The sequence below is a fragment of the Bacillus sp. Brlt_9 genome (genome assembly GCF_051948935.1).
GTDB lineage: Bacteria > Bacillota > Bacilli > Bacillales > Bacillaceae_G > Bacillus_A.
In genome coordinates, this window is sequence record NZ_JAYJLO010000002.1 from 92,285 (window position 1) to 113,585 (window position 21,301).

A 21,301-nucleotide genomic window follows, 5' to 3' on the forward strand; every position below is an offset into this window, starting at 1 on the left:
CTATTTCTTAATAACGCTTTCGGCAATTTTTGTATTGACGAGCGCTTCATGTGGAACTTCTTTTTGTAATTCGCCAGCGTCTTTCATAATCGTTTGGAGCTGTTTCCATTCTTCAGCATCTAATAGCGGATTTGTCGCATAAGAATGTTGCTTTTTATACCGTTCAATTACTTTTACTGTAATGTCTTTTGAAGTGTCTTTAAATAACGGAGAAACGGCATCAGCAATCTCTTCTGGACTATGAGTATCAACCCATTGTTGTGCTTTGTAGAGAGCATGTGTGAATTTTTCAGCAGCAGCTTTATCTTTCTTTAAGAAACTTTCCTTTGCCATGAACGATGTATACGGAACAGTACCAGATTCATTTCCGAACGAAGCGACGATATATCCTTTTCCTTCTTTTTCGAATATACTTGCAGTCGGTTCAAAGAGCTGGACAAATTCTCCCGTACCAGATGCGTAGGCATTTGCAATGTTAGCAAATTCGATGTTTTGGATTAAGTTCGTGTCTTTATGCGGATCAATGCCATTTTTCTTTAAAACGTATTCTCCAACCATTTGTGGCATGCCGCCTTTACGCTGTCCTAAAAATGTAACACCTTTTACGTCATTCCAATTAAAGGAGTCTAATTTTTTACGCGAAACTAAAAAAGTTCCATCTGTTTGTGTAAGCTGTGCAAAGTTAATGACAGGGTCCTTTGCACCTTGTTGATGAACGTAAATGGACGTTTCTGAACCGACGAGAGCAATATCAATGCCGCCAGATAATAGAGCGGTCATCGTTTTATCTCCACCAGCTGTTGTTTGGAGTTCAATATTTAACCCTTCATCTTTAAAAAATCCTTTTTCAATCCCGACATATAACGGGGCATAGAAGAGAGAATGGGTAACTTCGCCAATGCGAATGTTTTGAGTTTGTTCCTTCGTACCTTCTTTTTTACTACTGCAAGCAGTAAATGTGAAAACAGCTAGTAACATGATACAAAAAACAGCTATTAATTTTTTCACTATATGACACCTCCTAGAAGTCACTCTACAAGCATGATATGTAGGTAAGTGCCTATATGTGAGTGTAGATAGCAGGAATTTTTTAGGTGATAAAGAAGTACAAATATAAGGGGTGATAAAATGGAGTACGAATATGATGATAGCGTACATTTACATCTTGATTATTTCGGAGCAGAATGTGATATGGAATCGATTGCTTATAAAAGGAAGAATGAAGACGTATGGGATGTGTATTTTAATTTTGGAGCATATGGTCTTCAGAAAGAGGAGATCGAGACAGGTAGATTTATGGACGAATATGCTGGTCATTACGTTTTTTCTGTACATGCTCGTGATCTTAGCTGGGAATTCGGAAGTGCTCAGTTTGAAGAGTGGGTTTTGAGGAATCAAATAGTAGAAAAATCGCTGCAAAAATAGGGAGGAATTTTGTGGTCGATTTTCTCATTTTATTGTTCATTTTCGTAGTCGGATTTTTTATTATGCAAGTGCTCGTTTACCGATTTGCAAAGAAAAACATCCAAAAATATACAAAGAAAAAATGGATTCATATGTGGCTAGAGATGAATATGAAAAAGGGCCCGAGATTAGATCTTTTTGATTTTGTAGTTATCGTATTTGTATGTATTATATGGAAAGTATGGATGTATTCTCTTCTATAATAAATATACTCATGTCTGTTAAAATGAAGGAGAACCTGTCAGTGTTGATAGGTTCTTTTCTTATGGTAACAATTTTGTGAAGCATAGTTCATTTATGCTATTAGAATATAGAGCGAAGAAGTTTTATCCAGTTCAATCTTGAACGTCCCTAGCTAATTAAAGTTTCACTGTATTTTTAAGGGGAAATTAAGGATACATGTGTATATTACAAGCACATAGGGAGACTAGCTGCATACAAATATGGTATTTTGTATAGGACAATATGTTTGTGGATGCGAGACGAAGGGGTAAAGGAAAGAGGGAATAAATTGCGTTTTAATGTTTTTACACAGCGACGAAGAAGAGATGAATTTCATTTTAGTTTTTCGGCTCAGCAACCGAGAAATAATCTATTTATTTCTATCATTCTTAGTGGAATGTGGGCGATCTGTTTAGAAACGCTATTCTTTGTTATGTTAAGGTCTTTCGAATTTGAGAGAACTAAAGAATTTTTTAATGGAACAATACAGCTAAGTATACTCATTATTATTTTGTGGGGGGTACTACTGTACACCATTCATTTAAATAAAGGTATTGGTCATAAGCTTAGGCCAGCTATTCGAGTTTATGTCGTATTATTTTTAATTGCTCATACAATGAGTTGGATGTATATCATCGTGCAGGAAGATATGAGTCTTATAGCAGTAAATGCATGGGTGTATTTACAATATGGCCAGTATATATTAAGCCTGCTATTTATTTATATGGTATACGTTTTTGCATATAATTTGCTTGGAAGAGTTTTCTTAAGTACAACGATAACTAGCATAGTTTTAATTATTTTTGTGATGGTGAACCATTTTAAGCTTATTTTTAGAGGAGAACCATTTTATCCGTCTGATTTCACACAGGTTGGTCATATGGATTCCGTTATACCAATGGTTATGGATTATTTCAGTTTTAGGACTATATCTTTTACAATAATTAGCATTGTTTTGATTGTGTTTGTAGTTATGTATATACGAAAGTATATTCCAGTTATAAAATCACATATTATTATGAGGGTTATTTTCATATGTGGCTCTGCGTTTATGTTGTATGCATATAGTAACTATCCTACTACCTTTATGAATAATATATTTACAAAAGCTGGGGTAGACATCCGTGCGTGGAATCAAGCTGCAAATTATAAGGTGAATGGTTTTGTTATTGGATTTTTAAGTAACTTAGATACGACAGTCATTAAAGAGCCAGAGAAGTATTCAAAGGAAAATATGCAGCAAATTGCAAAGGATATAGAAAAACAATATGGCGGTAAAGTAAAAGCGCAAAAAAAAGCAGAGAAGCCGAACATTATATTTATTATGAGTGAAGCATTCTGGGATCCGACAAAATTAACAAATCTGTCATTTAGCGAAGATCCAGTGCCGAATTTACATCGTTATATGGAGAATTTTCCAGGGGGACAAACGATAGCTCCTACATTTGGAGGAAATACAGCGAATACAGAATTTGAAGCGTTAACGAGTTACTCAATGAGTCTTTTAATGCCTGGGTCTATACCATATCAACAAGCGATTCCAAGCCAGAAAGAAGTGCCATCTATTGCAAGTGAATTGAAAAAACAAGGGTATTATGCAAGTGCAATTCATGCTTTCAATCGATCGTTTTATAAACGTGAAGATGTATATAAAATATTGGGATTTGATAATTTTAATGCGGAAGACACGATGAAAAATAAAGAAGTAGTTGGAGACAATATAGGTGATTTATCTATGAGTAAAGAAATAATAGATGAATTGAAAAAGAGAGAACAACCTACGTTTATTCATGCGGTTACGATGCAAAATCATTTTCCATATACGCCAAATATGTTTGGAGAAAATAAAATAGAAATTAGTGGATTAACAGAAGAGGAATCGAAAGCGGAATTAGAAGCGTATACAGAAGGTGTAAGGCTATCAGATGAAGCGTTGCAATACTTAATTGAGCAGCTTGACGATCTAGATAGACCTACTCTACTAGTCTTCTTTGGAGACCATTTACCTATGTTAGGAACTAATAAAGCTATTTATACAGAAGCAGGATATATAGAAGACGAAGAGACGGTAAGAGAAAGATTAAATATGTCAGAAACACCATTGTTAATGTATGCAAATTTTGATTTGCCAAATGACAATTTAGGTTTAGTAAGTCCAATTTATTTTTCTAGTCTTGTTTTTGATTATGCAGGACTAAATCAATCACCGTTTTATCAATTCTTATCGGAAATGCATAAAGAGATACCGGTTCTTAGAGATGAGTTAAAGGTTAATAAAGATGGGGAAGAGATAACTAATTTAACAAAAGAACAAAAAGAAATGTTAGAGCAATATAAAATGATCCAATATGATTTACTTGCTGGAAAACAGTATAGTAAAGATATACTGTTTAAATAGAAAACAAAAAGAACTTGTATAACGATACAAGTTCTTTTTTTATAATATTTAACGGGGTAACCAGACAAGCTGGGGTTAGGGAGTATTACCTGTACATTTAGTATAAATGAAAATGTAATCGTTTTATTGATTGATTTGTGAGAAATATGTGAATTTTATTTTTCGAAAACTGCATTCCTATTACACGATTTGGCATAGATTTTTTATGAATTCAAAAATTTTATAAGTTCTTCATTTAATTCATCCGCTTGATCGATTGGAGAGCCGTGACCGCTATTTGTAAGAGGATGTAACTGAGAATTTTTAATCCGCTTTTGCGTGAGTTCAGCGCTTTTGTATGGGATAAGTTGATCGTGAACACCGTGGAATATTTTTGTTGGGACGTTAATTGTACTTAAATCTTTCGTTACGTCTTCGTTTGCAGCTGCTTGCAATATTTTGATGAGAGCGTAGGAAGCAGACTGCATACCGAGGTAAGAAAACCATTCTAACGTAGCAGCCCCTAAATTTCTATTGAAAAATGATAAAGATACGTCACTTAAAAACTTTGGTAAATTTACATACATTTGATTAATGAGCGCATCTGCTTGTTCTTTTGGTACACCGTAAGGAGATTCTTGATTTTTAACGAACGAAGGAGAGACCGCATCAATTAATGCGAGCTTAGAAATGCGGCGACCGTTATAGCGGGACATATAGCGAATAGAAAGAGCACCACCTACTGAAAAACCGACTAATGTAGCATTTTCGACTTGAAGTGCTTCTAGAACAATGGCGATATCGTCTGCTAAACGATTGTATGTGTAGCCAGTCCACGGTTTATCAGATTGCCCGTTCCCACGTATATCCATAGCGATGCAGCGGAAACCGTGCTGTGGTAACACATTGAGTTGATATTGGTACATTTGATGATTTAAAGGCCAGCCATGGACGAAGAAAACAGTTTTACTACCGGGTCCGGGATTAACGTCTTGCACAAAAATATGAACATCTTTCTCGACGGTAACAAACATAAATCATCCCCCTATTCATATGCTCTATCCCAAAAGCGTTGTTTCGTCATAGCTTTAATGAATTCATTTGCCAGAAGCGTAGGGGTTTGTTCTATTAGGACACCAGGCTTTCCTTCAATATTTAAAGATTGAATAATGGTAGATCCATTTTGAAAGGCAGCAATTGGTTTAAAGTGATTATATGATTCTACGACAAATGAACTCGCTTTATTAAGAAACTGTTCATCAAGGTTTCCTCCAATAAGAAGTAAACCGTCATAAAGAAGTGAGGATCCTGTTAAGAAAGTGTCATTCACGTCCCAACGTACATTTTGTGTCCCTTGTACAATACCCAATCGCTCGGAAACAATCACTGGCTGTAACCCAACTTGTTTGAATTGATTTATTATATATTGCGCGTTTTGTCCATCATATCCATCTGCAACAATGACCCCTACTCGTAATGTATTCGGACTAAATGTCGTATTGGCCATACTAAGTGCTGGCGATGATTTCGTAACGTTCGATTCTTGAATGTTTGGGACTTTTGCTCCGACCGCTTCAGCGACTAACGTAGCTAGTTCAGTACTAATATGACCAATCATATTTACGACTTGTTGGCGAACCGATTTACTTTTTACTTTTCCTAATTCAAAGGAGAAGGCTTGCATAATATGAACTTTTTCAACGTTAATCATACTATTCCAAAATAAACGTGCTTGAGAGAAATGGTCTTTGAAGCTTGCGGCTGTTTCTCTCGTTTTATGACTTGATACAGTAGAAGGATATGTAACAAACCCACCCTTTATACCGGGGACAGTGTAAGGCGTGTTATTTGCTAAAGAATTATTATGGTAAGCGATTTTTCCTTTATCGATTATATATTTAGATGCACCATCTCTTTGATTGTTGTGAAATGGGCATACCGGACGGTTAATCGGTAATTCTTGATAATTTGTACCGACGCGTGCTAATTGAGTGTCTGTATAAGAAAAGAGCCTACCTTGTAAGAGTGGATCATTGGTGAAATCAATACCGCGGACGATACTTCCCGGATGAAGTGCGACTTGTTCCGTTTCCGCGAATACATTATCGACATTGCGATTTAATGTCATTTTTCCGATGATTTTAACAGGGAAATCTTCTTCAGGCCAAATTTTCGTCGCATCTAATATATCGAAATCGTATTTAAATTCATCCTCTTCTTCTAGAATTTGAATGCCAAGTTCGTACTCCGGATAGTTTCCAGCATTAATATTTTCCCATAAATCACGGCGATGGTAATCTGGATCAGCACCACCTAATTTTTGAGCTTCATCCCAAATTAATGAGTGGATACCGAGCTTTGGCTTCCAGTGAAATTTTACAAATCGCGACTTTCCATTTTTATTCACTAAGCGGAATGTATGAACGCCAAATCCTTGCATCATTCGAAAACTTCTTGGAATAGAACGGTCAGACATAATCCACATCATCATCGCAGCGGATTCTTGGTTATTGGCGATGAAGTCCCAAAATGTATCATGTGCTGTTTGCCCTTGTGGAATTTCATTGTGCGGCTCAGGTTTAAGAGCGTGAATAAGATCAGGGAATTTTATGCCATCTTGAATGAAGAAAATCGGGATATTGTTTCCTACTAAATCAAAATTCCCTTCTTCTGTATAAAATTTAACAGCGAATCCTCGTACATCTCGATTTGTTTCATTCGCACCTTTTGATCCAGCCACTTCAGAAAAGCGAACGAAAAGGGGTGTTTTTTTTGAAGGGTCTTGTAAAAAGTCGGCCATTGTTAGCTCTTCTAAAGATTCATATAGCTCGAAAATACCATGTGCACCGTATCCACGTGCGTGAACGACTCTTTCAGGAATTCGTTCACGATCAAAATGAGCAAGCTTTTCTCGCATCAGGAAATCTTCTAGAAGGGTAGGGCCACGATCGCCAGCGGTTAAAGAGTTTTCATCATTTGCAATTGTAACACCTGTATTTGTTGTCATTTTCTTTCCTTCATTCTCACGCGTGAAGGATTCCAGTTGTTCTGTTTTTTTATTTTTTTTACCGTCCATATAAAACACCTCCCATAATATACGTATTATTGTTTATAGCTTTTATGCTTATATATAGTCTGAAGATACTTCATTCTATTGGAATGATTTCCCTCAAATGTTCGATTTATCTTTGTTTGTCTATGAAAATCATTTATTATAATAAATGGTATTCTTCGAGATATTATTTTGAAGGGGTGTTGAAGTGAAAGGAAGTTTTCTATCATATAAAGAAGAAGAAAGGAATGCTAAAATCTTTTTATGGGTGTTGTATGTCATTGTTGTTTCATACCAAATTTTCTACGCAATCGTATTAGAGAATAAATCGCTAACGGATAAGGGCCATAGTATACTATGGCAAGTTATTTGCGGAACTGCAATACTCGTTGTGAATGTATATTTAATAAAAAAAGAGAAAGCGAACCTTGTTAAATATACATGTGTATTTGCATACATAGGAATAGAAATCGTTAATATACTTTCGAATATGCTTTACAATAAGGCGGCATTTGATGGAGTAAATATAATAGAAATTATTTTCATCTTCTTTGTACCTATATTTTTAAATAAAAAATATTTTGTGTTTGTACTTTCGACAATTGTAGGGAAATATGTAATTTATTTATTTGTATTAGAGGAAGTAAAAGCGTTTATGTTCCTCATCATGTATACACTCGTATTAATAGCGGCATACATCATTTTAAATCGATTTATACAATACCTATTAGCGGTAAAGAAAAGTATTAAGATTGCTAGTGAATCACAAAAATTAGCAGTAGTCGGAAAAATGGCAGCGACAGTAGGACATGAAATTAAAAATCCACTTGCTTCATTAAAAGGGTTTACGCAATTACAACGAGAGAAGCATGGGGAGGACCCTATTTACAAACAGATGATTTTTGAAATAGAAAATATGAATAATATGATAAGTGAGTTAATGGAAGTTGCTACATGTAAACCTTCTGTTTATAAGAAACATAATATAGGTGAAATTGCATTACAAGCAGTAACAATTGTTCGCGAAAAAATGAATGAATCTAGCGTCCAGTTTATTTCTAATGTGGAAGAAAAGACGATAGAAGTTGAATGTGATGAGCGGAAAATACGAGGAGTCTTTCTATATGTCATAAAAAATGCTCTGGAGGCGATGGAGCAAGGTGGCACATTAGATTTGCGATTAGAAAATAAAGGACGAGATTATGTAATGCTAAGTGTAATTGATAATGGTTACGGTATTAAGAAAGAAAATTTAGCTCGTGTTAAAGAGGCCTTTTATACAACGAAACAAGATAAAATTGGCCTAGGCCTTACGGTAGCGAATCGGCTTGTTACTGAGCAGCATCTTGGTGAATTACATATTTCAAGTGAAAGAGATATTGGAACTAGAATAGATATCATTCTCCCGAAGCAACGTGGAAATAATGAAATCCAAGAGGGAGAAAAGCTAGGAGTTACCATATGAATAAAGACGATATATTTAAAAATGAAGAAATGAAGGCACTGAAAATATTTTTAAGTTTATTTTTTATTATATTTTTTGTATACGATCTTGCCTACGAATTTATTGTACCTTTAATCGGGGGAGAGCAAGAGGGAGTAGGACAATTTGAAGATGGTTTAGGTTTATGGCTTTATTTTCTAATGGTGGTTTTGTTTTGTATTGGAGTATACTTCATGAAATGGAAGAATCCATTTGTAGTGAAATATATTATTCTAATTGGATATAACCTATTAGATTTTATCCATAATTTTATGATTTACTATGGTAGTGATGCTGAGTTTGATGGTGGGAATATAGTAGAAGGATTTTTTATTTTATTTGCCCCACTCTTTGTGAATAAAAGATATTTTTGGTTAGTTCCGAGCATACTTGTTGGGAAATACGCTCTTATAGGAATCATTATTCAATCGTCACTCGTTTTAATCCCTATGGCATTATATAGCGTATTTACTATTATATGTTGGATTATGTTTTTAAGGTTTCAATCTTACGTTCGTACGCTTGAGATGATGGATAAAGAAATACAACAAACAGAAAAGCTAGCAACTGTTGGGAAAATGGCTACAGTTATTGGTTACAAAATTAGAAGACCTCTAGCTAATTTAGATAAATTTGTTAATAAGCAAGCGATTAAATATCCAGAGGATAAAATATATAGTGATATTATGAAACAAGAAGTAGAACGAATTCATACAATCGCTACAGAACTTAGTGGATTTGAGAAATCTAAATCACTAGAATCAGAAGTTCATAATATAGAAGAAATTATCGCTTATGTTATCCGAGTTATGGGGAAGCCTGCTTTAAATCAAGGAGTGCACATACAAGGTATTTATAGTAAAGACATACCATCGATTACATGTGATGAAAAAAGATTAAAGCAAGTATTTTTTAATTTAATTAAAAATGCGATTGAAGCAATGTCAGTTGGCGGAACGATTACGATTAAAGTGACTGTAGAAGATGCAATCATTGTGCAAGTTAAGGATGAAGGGTGCGGCATCCCAAAAGACAAAATTCCGAAGCTAAATGAAGCTTTTTACACAACGAAAGAAACAGGAACAGGTTTAGGGTTAGTAGTCACAGAAAAAATTATTAAAGACCACAACGGTAAAATGAGTTTTGAAAGTGAAGTTGGAGTTGGAACGACGGTGAAGGTTATATTGCCGATATCATGAAAAACCATTTTAAAAAAGGAGATCACTTATTTGAGAGTGATCTCCTTTTTATTGTGGAATGAATGGTTTTAAGTAAGGGTTATAGATCAGTGATTAGAAAAATAGAATATACAGCAGCAGGTAAGTTATTTACATTTATAGACGCAGCAAATCCAACTATACTACCGGCTCCAGCAGTGACATATGGAATAACATTGGAGTCAATTCCAGGAGACCCCGCTATACGTTGAAAACCGGCATTTGTTCCTTGAAAAACAATACTTTTTGCTGAAGCACTACCGGCAGTGCCAGTCGGTCCAGTACTCCCAGAAGGTCCGGTGCTACCCGTAGGCCCAGTGCTGCCGGAAGGTCCGGTGCTACCCGTAGGCCCAGTGCTGCCAGAAGGTCCAGTGCCGCCGGAAGGTCCAGTGCTGCCGGAAGGTCCAGTGCTACCAGAAGTTCCAGTACTTCCGGTAGATCCAGTACTACCGGAAGGTCCGGTGTTACCCGTAGGTCCAGTATTCCCAGAAGGTCCGGTGTTACCCGTAGGTCCAGTACTGCCAGAAGGCCCAGTCGGTCCACTTTCTACTAATACGATATAATCTGGTGATACATTTGGAAATCCTTGAGGTGCATCTATTTTTACAACATAGCCGCTGCTCGTATAAGTGACAACTTGTCCTTTTTTATAGGTGGGAGCGGCTGCTAGACTAAAGGCGGTAGTACTTTGAAAACCAGCTCCGGAAGGCCCGGCAGATCCAGTAGCCCCAGTGGGCCCGGTGTTTCCGTTAGAACCACTGTTGCGTCTGCCGTCGCAACTAAAACAATTACGTGGGTACATGTACGTTCTCCTCTCTATATTTTGAAAAACTAGTTTTAAAAATAGAACTACTATACATATTATGAATTCTATATTTTTGTGTGTTCGATCGTATTGTGTATAGATTTCAAAAATAGGGAGGAGAGGTGAATCGTTATAGAGCCAATATTTCTTTTGTGGACTGAAAGTAACACCTAAGTCTGTAAATAAATCTTAAAGTAATTCTTATTGTTTTATAGCAAGATAGGAAGCAGAAAGGAAACAAATAAAAGCTAAGATCCAGCCAATAGAAGGAGAATAAGGAAATATATGTTGTAATACCATTCCGCTAGAAATAAAAAAGCTACCGAGTAGACTTAAGAGGATGGGGTATCTCAGTAAGTTGAACATAGTGATACACAACCTCCTTTATCACGTTATTAGCCTTAATTTTCAGTATACTAACTTTTAGAAAAATAGTGGTACAATATATGAAGGATACGAGAAGAGAGGATGAAGATTAACGTATGTACGTTACTGTAACAGAAGCAGCATATAAGAAGATTATGGATACGATTCCAAACGAAGCGAAATATATAAAGTTATTTTATGATAATGAAGGCTGCGGTTGTGTAATGAGCGGAATTATCGATTTAGTAGCTGTAGCAGAAAAAGATGAGCGCGATGTAGATATCGAATCTAGCGCAATGAATTTTATCGCAGATCGCACAAAGCTTGTATTTATGGATGATAAGTTAACAGTTGATTGGCATGAAGGTGGAGGAACTTTTCAGTTGAAGAGCCCGAGCCAATTTTATAATCCGAATATGAAGTTACACGTTCGAGTGTAGTAAAGAAAAGGTGGTTCCAAAATGTGTTTTGGAATCACCTTTTCTTATTGTATAAGTCGCTATATTTAAAAAATCGCTGATATAATTCGAGTTGCACTGATATATTCGAAAAATCGCCGATATAATTTCATGTATCAAACAAAACAAAACTCTCCAGACAATCCAAAGATTTTTTCACATAATGAAATGTACATATGATTGAATTTTCTGTATAATCGTATTTGCGGAGGGGATACGCATGAGAAAATGGGGAGTTGAGGTATTAATTTTAAGTGTCGTTATTATTTGGGGGATTAATTTTACGATTGCAAAATATGGACTGTTAGAATTTACAGCAATTGAGTTTACTGCACTTCGGATGATATCGGCGGCACCGCTTATGTTACTCCTTACATTTTTTATTGAAAAGTCGGTTTATATGGAGCGAAAGGATATACCTAGATTAATTATCGTTAGCGTTGTAGGTATTGTACTGTATCAAACGTTATTTATGGAAACTGTCAAATATACATCCGCTACAAATGCCTCTTTACTCATTTCTATTTCACCTATTTTTACAACTGTATTTGCGATTTTCTTAAAACAAGAAAAGTTTTCTTCTAGAAAGGTCATCGGCTCTATCATTGCTTTTGGTGGGGCAGCATTAGTTTTAGTAGCAGGGAATTCACTTGCTGGTTCTTTTTATGGAAATGGGATTGGACTCATTACATCAATATGCTGGGGGCTTTATCCTGTTTTAGCAAGTCCATTAATTAGAAAATATTCAGCACTACGAGTTACCGCATGGTCAGCATTAGTTGGTGCAATTCCGCTCTTGCTTTTAAGTGGACCATACGTATTTATAATGCCATTTCATATTACACATGGAATCACACTATTTGCTTTATTATATTCTATTTTCTTTGTAACGGTCTTCGGTTTAGTGATGTGGTATGTAGGCGTTCAAAAAATTGGGGCGTCACATACTATGGTATATATGTATATAACGCCACTGGTTGCCGTTTTATTTGCAGCTGTATGGGCAAATGAATATGTATCGTTTCAACAAATAATCGGTGGAATTATTATTTTCTTCGGTCTATGGTTTGTGAAATCGGAGAAAATAAAAGTGCATTCTATTGCGGAGGAATCTATATCAAAATAGGAAAACAGATCACCTATGATCTGCTTTCCTATTTTTTTATTTTTGGTAAGAAGACGAGAAATAAGATTGCAGTAATAAGTGGAATTAAGTTTAAAAATGGAATACGGAAGAGAGTGATAAGGATAATACCCGGAAGAAGGACACCGAGGACAGCGTAGAAAATACTGTGGTTTTTCGTGTACCAATACAATGAAAGTCCAATAAGTGCAGGGATAATGAGGTGAATGAGAGCCATTAAAAAATAAATCATTAGACGCCCCCTTTATTTGTGTGCTTATTACATCATATCCGTATGTTCATAGATTGATATCACTTTTTTCATAAATGGACGAAAAATGTTTGGAAAAACGTCACAAATTATGGGGGGATGATCTTTGAAATCTTGTATAATATTATTTCCTAAAAACATTTAAACAACATAAACGTACTGTTTATGTTGTTTTTAATTTGAGTGAAATGGATGTAAGCAGTATAGACTTGAAAAGAATTTCTTGTTGGATAGATAAAAATTACGGAAGAGGAGAACAGCATGATTAGTATGTCATTAAGATCGTTTAAAATTCAATCGTATTATTTACTAGGTTTTCTTTTACTAGGATGGATGTTAACACCGTTTTCAGCACATTTTCTAGGTGCAGGAATTGGACTTATCGTAAGTATGTACTGTGTTTGGCTTTTAGGAAGACGAATTGAGAAGCTTGGAGATAGTATCGTAAAGAAAACGAAAGCACCGACGCTCGGTATGTTTAACCGTTTTGCCGCTGCTATTTTGGGTGCTATTATTATGTACGAAATTGAGCACCATATGGTTATGTGGGCATTTGCAGTAGGGATTATGGGCGGTTATTTCTTAATTGTTGTGAATTTAGGATACTATAGTATGAAAGATGAGAAAGAATTAACGAAGAGTTAAAAAGATAAAAAGATAAAAAGATAAAAAGCCTCTTCTGGATGGAATAGAGGATCCAGCGAGGGATAGAAGCGGTCAGGGCCTGTTTTAGCCCCATGCGATGTGAAACCAGAAGGATGTAGTGAGTAGGGATATACTTTATATGTTCGAAAGCGTGATTTGTCTGTATGGAAATGGGCTTACTCTGGGATTATTGATTCGGTGATGGATCGTACAACAGGAAGTGAAACTTTGCATAAAATACAGGTTTCAGCTTCCAATAAGTTAACATGAAATCACGTATTAATATGACTCTTATGTTCTTTAAAAAAGTTAGATACAATGCAACAAACTATTCCGGTAATTAGAATAATGTATTTTATCGTTTCACTTGTATGCTCAAATAAATTAACGTTAAGCATCACAAGTCCCCAAAATATTTGGATCGCTCCGTAACTGAATAAAATTTTTCCTGTATGAGAAAAATTTTTCATAGATCTCATCCTTTCCTGTATATGTAAATTGTATCATAAAAAAACTAAAAACGAACGATTATAAAGTGAATTTTCTGTATTTTAACAAAGTAAGTCACAGATGAAGAGATTAACGTTTCACTTTATATAAGATATAGAAAGAAGCTTACGTTTTTTACGTAAGCTTCTTTTTTATGTAAGTGTGTATAACCGTTAAGCCGCATTGGGTTTTGTCGGTGAGTACGCGAAACTTTACGGTTACACGACACTTATTCATATGAGTAAAAAGGGTTATTCCAACAGAAAGTTTGTACTTAAGCGATTGGACCGCCTAAGTTAATAATATCTTCAGACACGCTGTCGAACTTTTTGAAGTTCTCTTTGAATTCGCTCGCAAGTTCGATTGCTTTCGCTTTGTAAGCAGCTTTATCAGCCCAAGTTTGTTCAGGCATTAACACTTCGTCAGGTACACCTGGTACGTGAAGTGGAACTTCAAGACCGAAGATATCATGTTTAGCTGTCTCAGTTTTCGCAAGTTCGCCGCTTAATGCAGCTTGAATCATTGCACGAGTATAACCTAAGTTCATACGTTTACCAATGCCGTATTCGCCACCAGTCCAGCCAGTGTTTACTAAGAATACTTTCGCATCGTGTTTCTCGATTTTTTCACCAAGCATTTCAGCATAGCGAGATGCATCAAGTGGTAAGAATGGTGAACCGAAGCAAGTTGAGAATGTTGCTTGTGGAGATGTAACACCACGCTCTGTTCCTGCTAGTTTACTAGTGTAACCACTTAAGAAATGATACATAGCTTGCTCTTTTGATAACTTACTGATTGGAGGCAATACGCCAGATGCATCAGCAGTTAAGAAAATGATTGTATTTGGGTGTCCAGCAACACTTGGCAGTACGATATTGTCAATCGCATGCATAGGGTATGCAGCACGAGTATTTTCTGTTAAAGTAGTATCGTTGTAGTCTGCGATACGCGTTTGGTTATTAATGATAACGTTTTCTAAAACAGATCCAAATTTGATTGCATCAAAAATTTGTGGTTCTTTCTCGTGAGAAAGGTTTACACATTTTGCGTAGCAACCGCCTTCAATATTGAATACACCGTTATCAGACCAACCATGCTCATCATCACCGATTAATTTACGGTTTGGATCAGCAGATAATGTTGTTTTACCTGTTCCAGATAAACCGAAGAATAGTGCTACGTCGCCTTCTTCACCTACGTTTGCAGAGCAATGCATAGAAAGAATATCTTGTTCAGGTAGTAAGAAGTTCATAATAGAGAAGATTGACTTTTTCATTTCTCCAGCGTATTCTGTACCACCAATTAGTACGATACGTTTTTCGAATGAAACCATAATAAATGCTTCAGAGTTTGTACCGTCAACAGCTGGATCAGCTTTGAAATTCGGTGCAGAAACAATTGTGAACTCTGATTCATGAGTTGTTAATTCTTCTTCAGTTGGACGAATGAATAATTGATGTACAAATAAATTGTGCCATGCATATTCGTTAATAACTTGAATTGGTAGGCGGTAATTGCGGTCAGCGCCTGCAAATCCATTGAAGACGAATAACTCTTCTTTTTCTTTTAAGTATTCTAAAACTTTAGTATATAATTTATTAAAATGTTCTTCAGAAATCGGTTGATTCACTGCTCCCCAAGCAATTTTGTCAGCAACCGATGCTTCTTTCACAATAAATTTATCTTTAGGAGAACGTCCTGTATATTTTCCTGTTGAAGCAGAAACGGCACCAGTAGAAGTCAATTTCCCTTCATTTCGCATTAATACTTTTTCCACTAATTGCGGAACACTTAGTTGAATCTGTGCATTGCTTCCGTTCAATAATTCGTGTAAACCAATTTGGACATTCACAGTACTCATATTTATATACCATCCTTTTCATTTAATGAAATATTTCTCGTAATCCCCAACAATAGTATAACACAATTATATAAATAATGTATACTATTTATTTCTTTTTGTTTGTGTGAATGCATTATTTCCTTATTAATATTTCATTTCAGGCGTATTGAGAAAAACTTTCAGGAAAATGTGAATATTAATTGACAAATGAATATCATTTCTTTAGTATAGGTTGGGACGGATACTCTCTTATCCCGAGCTGGCGGAGGGACAGGCCCGATGAAGCCCAGCAACCTCACTTGTAGTGGTAAATACAGGTGAATAGGTGCTAAAACCTGTGCGAGGCTACAGGTCTCGAACGATAAGAGCGAAGGGCAAAAAGCAGTATGCAAGTAGCAAATTAAACCTTTCCTCTATGTAAAGTGGGAAAGGTTTTTCTGTATGCTTGTGTGGGAGAATAAATGTATGTCGCAATTTGTGGCAAATTAAGGATGAGTTCCGTACAATATATACAATTACTGTAGGGAGGTTTACCACATGACAAAAAAACGTCATCTGTTCACATCTGAGTCTGTAACTGAAGGACATCCAGATAAAATTTGTGACCAAATTTCTGATTCAATTTTAGATGCGATCTTATCAAAAGACGCAAATGCACGTGTAGCTTGTGAAACAACTGTAACAACTGGTTTAGTATTGGTAGCGGGGGAAATTACGACTTCTACTTACGTAGATATTCCAAAAATCGTTCGTGAAACAATTCAAGGCATTGGTTACACACGCGCAAAATACGGATTCGATGCAGAAACTTGTGCAGTTTTAACATCTATCGATGAGCAATCTGCTGACATCGCTATGGGTGTTGACCAAGCGCTAGAAGCACGCGAAGGTCAAATGACTGACGCTGAGATTGAGGCAATTGGTGCAGGAGACCAAGGTTTAATGTTTGGTTTCGCATGTAATGAGACACAAGAGTTAATGCCACTTCCAATCTCGCTTGCTCACAAATTAGCTCGCCGTTTAACTGAAGTACGTAAAGATGATACATTATCATACCTACGTCCGGATGGAAAAACGCAAGTTACAGTTGAGTATGATGAAAATGGTAAACCGGTACGTGTAGATACAATCGTAATTTCTACACAGCATCATCCAGATGTTACATGGGAAGAAATCGATCGCGATTTAAAAGAGCATGTAATTAAAGCTGTCGTTCCAGCAGAATTAATGGATGGAGAAACGAAATTCTTCATTAACCCAACTGGCCGCTTCGTAATTGGTGGACCACAAGGTGATGCTGGTTTAACAGGACGTAAAATCATCGTTGATACTTACGGTGGATACGCTCGCCACGGTGGCGGTGCATTCTCTGGTAAAGATGCAACGAAAGTTGACCGTTCAGCAGCATATGCAGCTCGTTATGTTGCGAAAAACATCGTAGCAGCTGGTCTTGCTGACAAAGCAGAAGTACAACTTGCATACGCAATCGGTGTAGCACAACCAGTATCAATTTCAGTTGATACGTTCGGCACTGGTAAAGTATCTGAAGACGTACTAGTAGAACTAGTTCGTAACAACTTCGATCTTCGCCCAGCTGGTATTATTAAAATGCTAGACTTACGTCGCCCAATTTACAAACAAACAGCAGCTTACGGCCACTTCGGACGTACTGATGTAGATCTAACATGGGAACGTACAGACAAAGCTGCAGCTTTAAAAGAGCAAGCTGGTCTATAATATATGAAAAAAAGCTTTGCGCGGTGAGCGCAAAGCTTTTTTTATTTCGTTTTACTTATAATTTGAATGCATGAGTTACAATACACTTCGCCATCTAGCTCAATATACTTTTTCATATTCGTCATTCCGCTTGCCGGAAATGGCATATGAATCCATGCTTTTTCATACGTTTGTATTTCTTTTTTGCATGATTTACAATGGATTGGTTTCTTCTTGAACATATGTAATCATCCTTTCATTTGACGTGCTTTACCTGCGCAAAAGGCACTGCTTAGTAAAAATAGTGTTGCGAATATAATGCTTACTAATGTAGCGTATGGAATTGCGCCTTTTAGAGAAAAGCCGACAGTAATGGAAGCGACGAATAAGAGGATGAATGTTGTTGTTAATTTTTTATATAGTTCCATAATATGTAGACCTCCGATTTATTTGGTAGTGCAATTTTAAAAACTGAATTCTACTATGTAGAAAATATAAGAAAAGTTAAAGGTTAGCTAATGATGTGAAGTCTAGGGGGATAAGAAAGAATGTTTTTTTATTTTCCTTTTTGTGGATTAGTATACTTATATTGTATCATGATGCATCATCGGCTTCATACATAATTGTGTAAAGATATGTATGATAAAATGAAGAAAAGTCTTTAAGAAAGGAAGAGGAAAAATGAGTGTCAATGAACATAAAAAACAAGCACCAAAAGAAGTGCGCTGCAAGATTGTAACGATTTCCGATACACGTACAGAAGAGACGGATAAGAGCGGACAACTATTACATGAATTGTTAAAAGAAGCAGGCCATACAGTGACCTCTTATGAAATTGTAAAAGATGATAAAGAAAGTATTCAGCAAGCAGTGTTAGCTGGTTATCATAGGGAAGATGTCGATGTTGTATTAACAAATGGCGGAACTGGTATTACGAAACGTGATGTCACAATTGAAGCAGTATCAGCGCTATTACATAAAGAAATTGTTGGATTTGGTGAATTGTTCCGCATGATTAGTTATTTAGAAGATATCGGAAGCAGCGCAATGTTAAGTAGAGCAATCGGTGGTACAATTGGGCGCAAAGTTGTCTTCTCGATGCCAGGATCTAGCGGCGCAGTTCGCCTTGCGATGAATAAATTGATTTTACCGGAATTAGGTCATATTACATTTGAGCTGCATCGCCAATGAGTAAGTATGCTGGAATTGTATTGGCAGGCGGTATGTCGAGTCGATTCGGTGAGCCGAAAGCGTTAGCGAGCTGGCAAGGTAGTACTTTTATTGAGCATATTGTGAAAGTGATGAAAATTGCGCTCCAAGAAGTTGTGGTCATTAGTCACTCTGATATAAAAGAGCGAGTAGAGCAACTGGTACAAGTTGCTGTTATAGAAGATATTCCGCATTATAAAGGAAACGGCCCACTTGCTGGAATTGTATCAGGAATGGAATATATAGAAGCAGATTGGTACGCTATTATGCCTTGCGATGCGCCAAATGTTTTGCATGAATGGTTTACCATTTTATTAGAGCAAACAAGCGATGAGTATGATGCAGTTGTACCTATTATTAATGGAAGAAAACAACCGTTACTTGCAGCGTATCATAACCGTGTGAAAGAAAAGATTTATGCTTTGCTTCAAGAAGAAAAAAGAAGTATGGGTCATCTTTTATCACAATGTAATGTGAAATATATTGCTGGTGAAGAGGTACAGGCGAATGCAGATTGGTTTATAAATGTGAATACGAAAGAAGAATATGTACAGGCTCAAAAAGACCTTTCAAATGAATGAAAGGTTTTTTGATATACAGAAATTGGGGAACAATTACTGTATAAAGGTATGTGAGTAAGTTGATTTTAAGGGGAATTCTTAAAATCAATATACAGTTAAAACACTGTATAACCATATATTAATTTTTATGGGTTTTTATTACAAGTCTATTTAGTTATATTTATTTTTGTTATAATGAATATAGGAATACAGTGATGTTTAACCTTGTGTATCATTTGTTTAAGTAAAGTTTACAACTGTGTAATAAACTCCCTTCGTTTTTTGAAGGGAGTTTTTCTATTTAAGCAAGCAACTCTGATGCGTTATGGTGAAGGACTTCTTCATATTGGTTAAGCAAGCCACGAAAGATCTCATCCCAGCTTTTTGATTTTGCATAAGATGAAGCTGTTATTCCCATTTGCTCCAGTTTTTCTTCATTTTGTAATAAAGAATAAATGGATGATAGAAATGCGTTCTCATTTTTGGGCGGACAAAGAACTCCCGTTTTTCCATCTGTAATAATATTTTTAACCCCACCACTATTTGCACCAATGACAGGTGTACCGCATGCAAGCGATTCAAGTACGACATTCCCGAATGTTTCAGTAGCTGATGGAAATACCATGATGTTAGAACAAGCATATGCTTCAGCTAAATCTGCACCTTGTAAATATCCAGTAAAGGTTACATTTGTTTGCGGAACAGTTTCACGTAAATTGGGTGCTAGAGGACCGTCTCCAGCGATGAGCCAATGAATGTCGTTTCGAGTATGCGCTGTTTTTACGATAAGGTGTTGCAACGTATCAATATCTTTTTCAGGGGCAATCCGTCCAACGTAGGAAAGGACATACTTCGCTGTAATATTATATTTTTTTCGGAATAGGTCTGTATTGTAAGATGGATGAAAGAGTGTGCAATCTACACCACGTCCCCATATGGAGAGGGCTTGAAAGCCTTTATTTTTTAGTTGGTGTAACGTTTCAAAAGAAGGAACGAAATTTTTTTGCATATGACTATGAAACCATTTTAAATAGTTCCAAAGCATATTGGAGAGAAATTCGATTTTGTAATAGCGTAAATAAGCATCGAAATCAGTATGATAAGAACCGACAACTGGGATGTTTAACTTTTTTGCATAATACAATCCATAAAGTCCCATGTTGAAAGGTGTGGCAATGTGAATCATATCAGGTTTAAAAGCAAGAAGTTCTCGTTTAATGCGCGGAGTAGGAAAAGAAAAGCGACATTCTGGATATAATATTGTTAACGGGATACTTCTCATCTTGTTTACATTAGCCACGAAATTATCTTCAGCTGTATGCTGAGGGGCGAAAACAGAATAGGCAATCTTTTCTTTCTGAAAGTGACGTGTTAATCGTTCTAATGTTTTCGCAACCCCGTTGACTTGTGGCGTAAAAGTATCGGTAAAAATGGCGACTCTCATCATATCACTCCTTTATGTGAAAAGTGGGATGAATTGATAAAAAGAGATGATGCCAGAGCAAGTGCCGAGGCACATACCGACGAATACATCAGACGGATAGTGAAGCCCTAAATAAATGCGAGAAATACCAACGCATAATGCTAACGGTAATAGAAAAACAAATAAACTCGGATTATAGCAAATAAATGGAATAAGGACAGAGAAAACGGCTGTTGTATGACCAGATGGGAAAGAGTGGTCTTTTAATGGATGGACTGGATATTTTGCATCCTGAATTGTTAAATAAGGACGTTTTCGCGGATACCATCTCTTTAATATTTGCACCGGAATATGGCTAATTGCTAAAGAAATAGCAGTTGCGATTGCAGCTTGATGTAAAGTCCCTTTTGCGAAAATTAAAAAGAAAAGTGTGAGTGCAATAGAGAAAGTAGCGCCACCGATATGAGTAATATTGCTGAAAAAGATATTTAATGTTTTTTGATCAAAGTACCGGTTAATTCCTTTGAAAATGTAACATTCTATTTTATATAGTCCACTGACCTTCATGAAAATTCTCC

General features: G+C 36.2%; 21 protein-coding genes, 1 pseudogene and 1 riboswitch. Of the genes and pseudogenes, 11 read left to right on the forward strand and 11 right to left on the reverse strand.

Features of this window, described 5'->3' with window-relative positions:
* Positions 1–1,008 (reverse strand): ABC transporter substrate-binding protein, encoded by a 1,008-nt coding sequence (locus tag VF726_RS06670; RefSeq protein WP_440166878.1) that lies wholly within the window; start codon positions 1,006–1,008, stop codon positions 1–3.
* A gap of 120 nt (positions 1,009–1,128) precedes the next feature.
* Between VF726_RS06670 and VF726_RS06675 the strand changes: the two genes are divergently transcribed.
* The 3 genes from VF726_RS06675 to VF726_RS06685 all read left to right on the forward strand — a co-directional run bounded on the left by VF726_RS06675 (position 1,129) and on the right by VF726_RS06685 (position 4,084).
* The gene (locus VF726_RS06675; protein ID WP_440166880.1) at positions 1,129–1,425 is read left to right on the forward strand and encodes a DUF3986 family protein; all 297 of its coding nucleotides are present in this window, start codon (positions 1,129–1,131) and stop codon (positions 1,423–1,425) included.
* A gap of 11 nt (positions 1,426–1,436) precedes the next feature.
* Positions 1,437–1,667: a hypothetical protein gene (locus VF726_RS06680; RefSeq protein ID WP_440029998.1), complete on the forward strand. Its 231-nt coding sequence runs from the start codon at positions 1,437–1,439 to the stop codon at positions 1,665–1,667.
* A 272-nt stretch (positions 1,668–1,939) separates the two neighbouring features.
* Positions 1,940–4,084: an LTA synthase family protein gene (locus VF726_RS06685; RefSeq protein ID WP_440168274.1), complete on the forward strand. Its 2,145-nt coding sequence runs from the start codon at positions 1,940–1,942 to the stop codon at positions 4,082–4,084.
* A gap of 203 nt (positions 4,085–4,287) precedes the next feature.
* On the opposite strand, the gene VF726_RS06690 is transcribed toward VF726_RS06685, so the two are convergent.
* Complete coding sequence (locus VF726_RS06690; protein WP_440166882.1) at positions 4,288–5,097, reverse strand: alpha/beta fold hydrolase; 810 nt, start codon at positions 5,095–5,097, stop codon at positions 4,288–4,290.
* 11 nt (positions 5,098–5,108) lie between these two features.
* Positions 5,109–7,139 carry a catalase gene (locus VF726_RS06695; protein WP_440166884.1) on the reverse strand — a complete coding sequence of 677 codons (2,031 nt, stop codon included), beginning with the start codon at positions 7,137–7,139 and terminating at the stop codon, positions 5,109–5,111.
* A 184-nt stretch (positions 7,140–7,323) separates the two neighbouring features.
* Here VF726_RS06695 and VF726_RS06700 point away from each other — a divergent pair, with 184 nt between their 5' ends.
* On the forward strand, positions 7,324–8,580 hold the full coding sequence (locus tag VF726_RS06700; RefSeq protein WP_440166886.1) for an ATP-binding protein: 1,257 nt from the start codon (positions 7,324–7,326) through the stop codon (positions 8,578–8,580).
* Positions 8,577–9,797 (forward strand): ATP-binding protein, encoded by a 1,221-nt coding sequence (locus tag VF726_RS06705; protein ID WP_440166888.1) that lies wholly within the window; start codon positions 8,577–8,579, stop codon positions 9,795–9,797. Before VF726_RS06700 ends, VF726_RS06705 begins: the two co-directional genes overlap by 4 nt.
* A 100-nt stretch (positions 9,798–9,897) precedes the next feature.
* Here the strand turns inward: VF726_RS06705 and VF726_RS06710 are convergent.
* A pseudogene (locus tag VF726_RS06710) lies at positions 9,898–10,617 on the reverse strand (collagen-like protein); the annotation flags it as partial.
* Between the two features lie 485 nt (positions 10,618–11,102).
* Here VF726_RS06710 and VF726_RS06715 point away from each other — a divergent pair.
* Both VF726_RS06715 and VF726_RS06720 read left to right on the forward strand, forming a co-directional pair.
* Complete coding sequence (locus VF726_RS06715) at positions 11,103–11,426, forward strand: iron-sulfur cluster biosynthesis family protein (protein WP_000289561.1); 324 nt, start codon at positions 11,103–11,105, stop codon at positions 11,424–11,426.
* Between the two features lie 238 nt (positions 11,427–11,664).
* On the forward strand, positions 11,665–12,570 hold the full coding sequence (locus VF726_RS06720) for a DMT family transporter (RefSeq protein WP_440166890.1): 906 nt from the start codon (positions 11,665–11,667) through the stop codon (positions 12,568–12,570).
* A gap of 28 nt (positions 12,571–12,598) precedes the next feature.
* Here VF726_RS06720 and VF726_RS06725 read toward each other — a convergent pair whose 3' ends face one another.
* Positions 12,599–12,820, reverse strand: coding sequence for a hypothetical protein (locus VF726_RS06725; protein WP_000639043.1), 222 nt, complete (start codon positions 12,818–12,820; stop codon positions 12,599–12,601).
* Positions 12,821–13,099: 279 nt separating this feature from the next.
* Between VF726_RS06725 and VF726_RS06730 the strand changes: the two genes are divergently transcribed.
* Positions 13,100–13,483: an ATP synthase subunit I gene (locus VF726_RS06730; RefSeq protein WP_048656097.1), complete on the forward strand. Its 384-nt coding sequence runs from the start codon at positions 13,100–13,102 to the stop codon at positions 13,481–13,483.
* Positions 13,484–13,755: 272 nt separating this feature from the next.
* On the opposite strand, the gene VF726_RS06735 is transcribed toward VF726_RS06730, so the two are convergent.
* Together VF726_RS06735 and pckA are read right to left on the reverse strand one after the other, a co-directional pair.
* Positions 13,756–13,953, reverse strand: a complete 198-nt coding sequence (locus VF726_RS06735) for a hypothetical protein (protein WP_440166893.1) — start codon at positions 13,951–13,953, stop codon at positions 13,756–13,758.
* A 293-nt stretch (positions 13,954–14,246) separates the two neighbouring features.
* Entirely contained in the window at positions 14,247–15,833 is a 1,587-nt protein-coding gene (pckA, locus tag VF726_RS06740) for a phosphoenolpyruvate carboxykinase (ATP) (protein ID WP_144612162.1), read from the reverse strand.
* Positions 15,834–16,061: 228 nt separating this feature from the next.
* Positions 16,062–16,183: riboswitch (SAM riboswitch) on the forward strand.
* A gap of 169 nt (positions 16,184–16,352) precedes the next feature.
* On the opposite strand from pckA, the gene metK reads away from it, so the two are divergent.
* Entirely contained in the window at positions 16,353–17,552 is a 1,200-nt protein-coding gene (metK, locus tag VF726_RS06745; RefSeq protein ID WP_000163118.1) for a methionine adenosyltransferase, read from the forward strand.
* Positions 17,553–17,593: 41 nt separating this feature from the next.
* Here the strand turns inward: metK and VF726_RS06750 are convergent, their stop codons facing one another.
* Together VF726_RS06750 and VF726_RS06755 are read right to left on the reverse strand one after the other, a co-directional pair.
* Positions 17,594–17,773, reverse strand: a complete 180-nt coding sequence (locus tag VF726_RS06750; protein WP_440166896.1) for a hypothetical protein — start codon at positions 17,771–17,773, stop codon at positions 17,594–17,596.
* 6 nt (positions 17,774–17,779) lie between these two features.
* Complete coding sequence (locus tag VF726_RS06755; RefSeq protein ID WP_000424805.1) at positions 17,780–17,959, reverse strand: hypothetical protein; 180 nt, start codon at positions 17,957–17,959, stop codon at positions 17,780–17,782.
* A 253-nt stretch (positions 17,960–18,212) separates the two neighbouring features.
* Here VF726_RS06755 and VF726_RS06760 point away from each other — a divergent pair, with 253 nt between their 5' ends.
* Positions 18,213–18,722 (forward strand): MogA/MoaB family molybdenum cofactor biosynthesis protein, encoded by a 510-nt coding sequence (locus VF726_RS06760; RefSeq protein ID WP_063223620.1) that lies wholly within the window; start codon positions 18,213–18,215, stop codon positions 18,720–18,722.
* Positions 18,719–19,321, forward strand: coding sequence for a molybdenum cofactor guanylyltransferase (locus VF726_RS06765; protein WP_440166899.1), 603 nt, complete (start codon positions 18,719–18,721; stop codon positions 19,319–19,321). The genes VF726_RS06760 and VF726_RS06765 overlap by 4 nt, the downstream gene beginning before the upstream one ends.
* Before the next feature lie 280 nt (positions 19,322–19,601).
* Here the strand turns inward: VF726_RS06765 and VF726_RS06770 are convergent, their stop codons facing one another.
* Positions 19,602–20,744 (reverse strand): glycosyltransferase family 4 protein, encoded by a 1,143-nt coding sequence (locus VF726_RS06770; protein ID WP_440166901.1) that lies wholly within the window; start codon positions 20,742–20,744, stop codon positions 19,602–19,604.
* Between the two features lie 12 nt (positions 20,745–20,756).
* Positions 20,757–21,290 carry a phosphatase PAP2 family protein gene (locus VF726_RS06775; RefSeq protein WP_440166903.1) on the reverse strand — a complete coding sequence of 178 codons (534 nt, stop codon included), beginning with the start codon at positions 21,288–21,290 and terminating at the stop codon, positions 20,757–20,759.
* Between the last annotated feature and the right edge of the window lie 11 nt (positions 21,291–21,301).

What these genes read in the sequence shown, in the direction of transcription:
- VF726_RS06675 (WP_440166880.1), top strand. Translation starts at nt 1,129, where the DNA reads ATGGAGTACGAATATGATGATAGCGTACATTTACATCTTGATTATTTC.
- VF726_RS06685 (WP_440168274.1), top strand. Translation starts at nt 1,940, where the DNA reads ATGCGAGACGAAGGGGTAAAGGAAAGAGGGAATAAATTGCGTTTTAAT.
- VF726_RS06690 (WP_440166882.1), bottom strand. Translation starts at nt 5,097, where the DNA reads ATGTTTGTTACCGTCGAGAAAGATGTTCATATTTTTGTGCAAGACGTT.
- VF726_RS06695 (WP_440166884.1), bottom strand. Translation starts at nt 7,139, where the DNA reads ATGGACGGTAAAAAAAATAAAAAAACAGAACAACTGGAATCCTTCACG.
- VF726_RS06705 (WP_440166888.1), top strand. Translation starts at nt 8,577, where the DNA reads ATGAATAAAGACGATATATTTAAAAATGAAGAAATGAAGGCACTGAAA.
- VF726_RS06715 (WP_000289561.1), top strand. Translation starts at nt 11,103, where the DNA reads ATGTACGTTACTGTAACAGAAGCAGCATATAAGAAGATTATGGATACG.
- VF726_RS06720 (WP_440166890.1), top strand. Translation starts at nt 11,665, where the DNA reads ATGAGAAAATGGGGAGTTGAGGTATTAATTTTAAGTGTCGTTATTATT.
- VF726_RS06725 (WP_000639043.1), bottom strand. Translation starts at nt 12,820, where the DNA reads ATGATTTATTTTTTAATGGCTCTCATTCACCTCATTATCCCTGCACTT.
- VF726_RS06730 (WP_048656097.1), top strand. Translation starts at nt 13,100, where the DNA reads ATGATTAGTATGTCATTAAGATCGTTTAAAATTCAATCGTATTATTTA.
- VF726_RS06735 (WP_440166893.1), bottom strand. Translation starts at nt 13,953, where the DNA reads ATGAAAAATTTTTCTCATACAGGAAAAATTTTATTCAGTTACGGAGCG.
- pckA (WP_144612162.1), bottom strand. Translation starts at nt 15,833, where the DNA reads ATGAGTACTGTGAATGTCCAAATTGGTTTACACGAATTATTGAACGGA.
- metK (WP_000163118.1), top strand. Translation starts at nt 16,353, where the DNA reads ATGACAAAAAAACGTCATCTGTTCACATCTGAGTCTGTAACTGAAGGA.
- VF726_RS06750 (WP_440166896.1), bottom strand. Translation starts at nt 17,773, where the DNA reads ATGTTCAAGAAGAAACCAATCCATTGTAAATCATGCAAAAAAGAAATA.
- VF726_RS06755 (WP_000424805.1), bottom strand. Translation starts at nt 17,959, where the DNA reads ATGGAACTATATAAAAAATTAACAACAACATTCATCCTCTTATTCGTC.
- VF726_RS06760 (WP_063223620.1), top strand. Translation starts at nt 18,213, where the DNA reads ATGAGTGTCAATGAACATAAAAAACAAGCACCAAAAGAAGTGCGCTGC.
- VF726_RS06765 (WP_440166899.1), top strand. Translation starts at nt 18,719, where the DNA reads ATGAGTAAGTATGCTGGAATTGTATTGGCAGGCGGTATGTCGAGTCGA.
- VF726_RS06770 (WP_440166901.1), bottom strand. Translation starts at nt 20,744, where the DNA reads ATGAGAGTCGCCATTTTTACCGATACTTTTACGCCACAAGTCAACGGG.
- VF726_RS06775 (WP_440166903.1), bottom strand. Translation starts at nt 21,290, where the DNA reads ATGAAGGTCAGTGGACTATATAAAATAGAATGTTACATTTTCAAAGGA.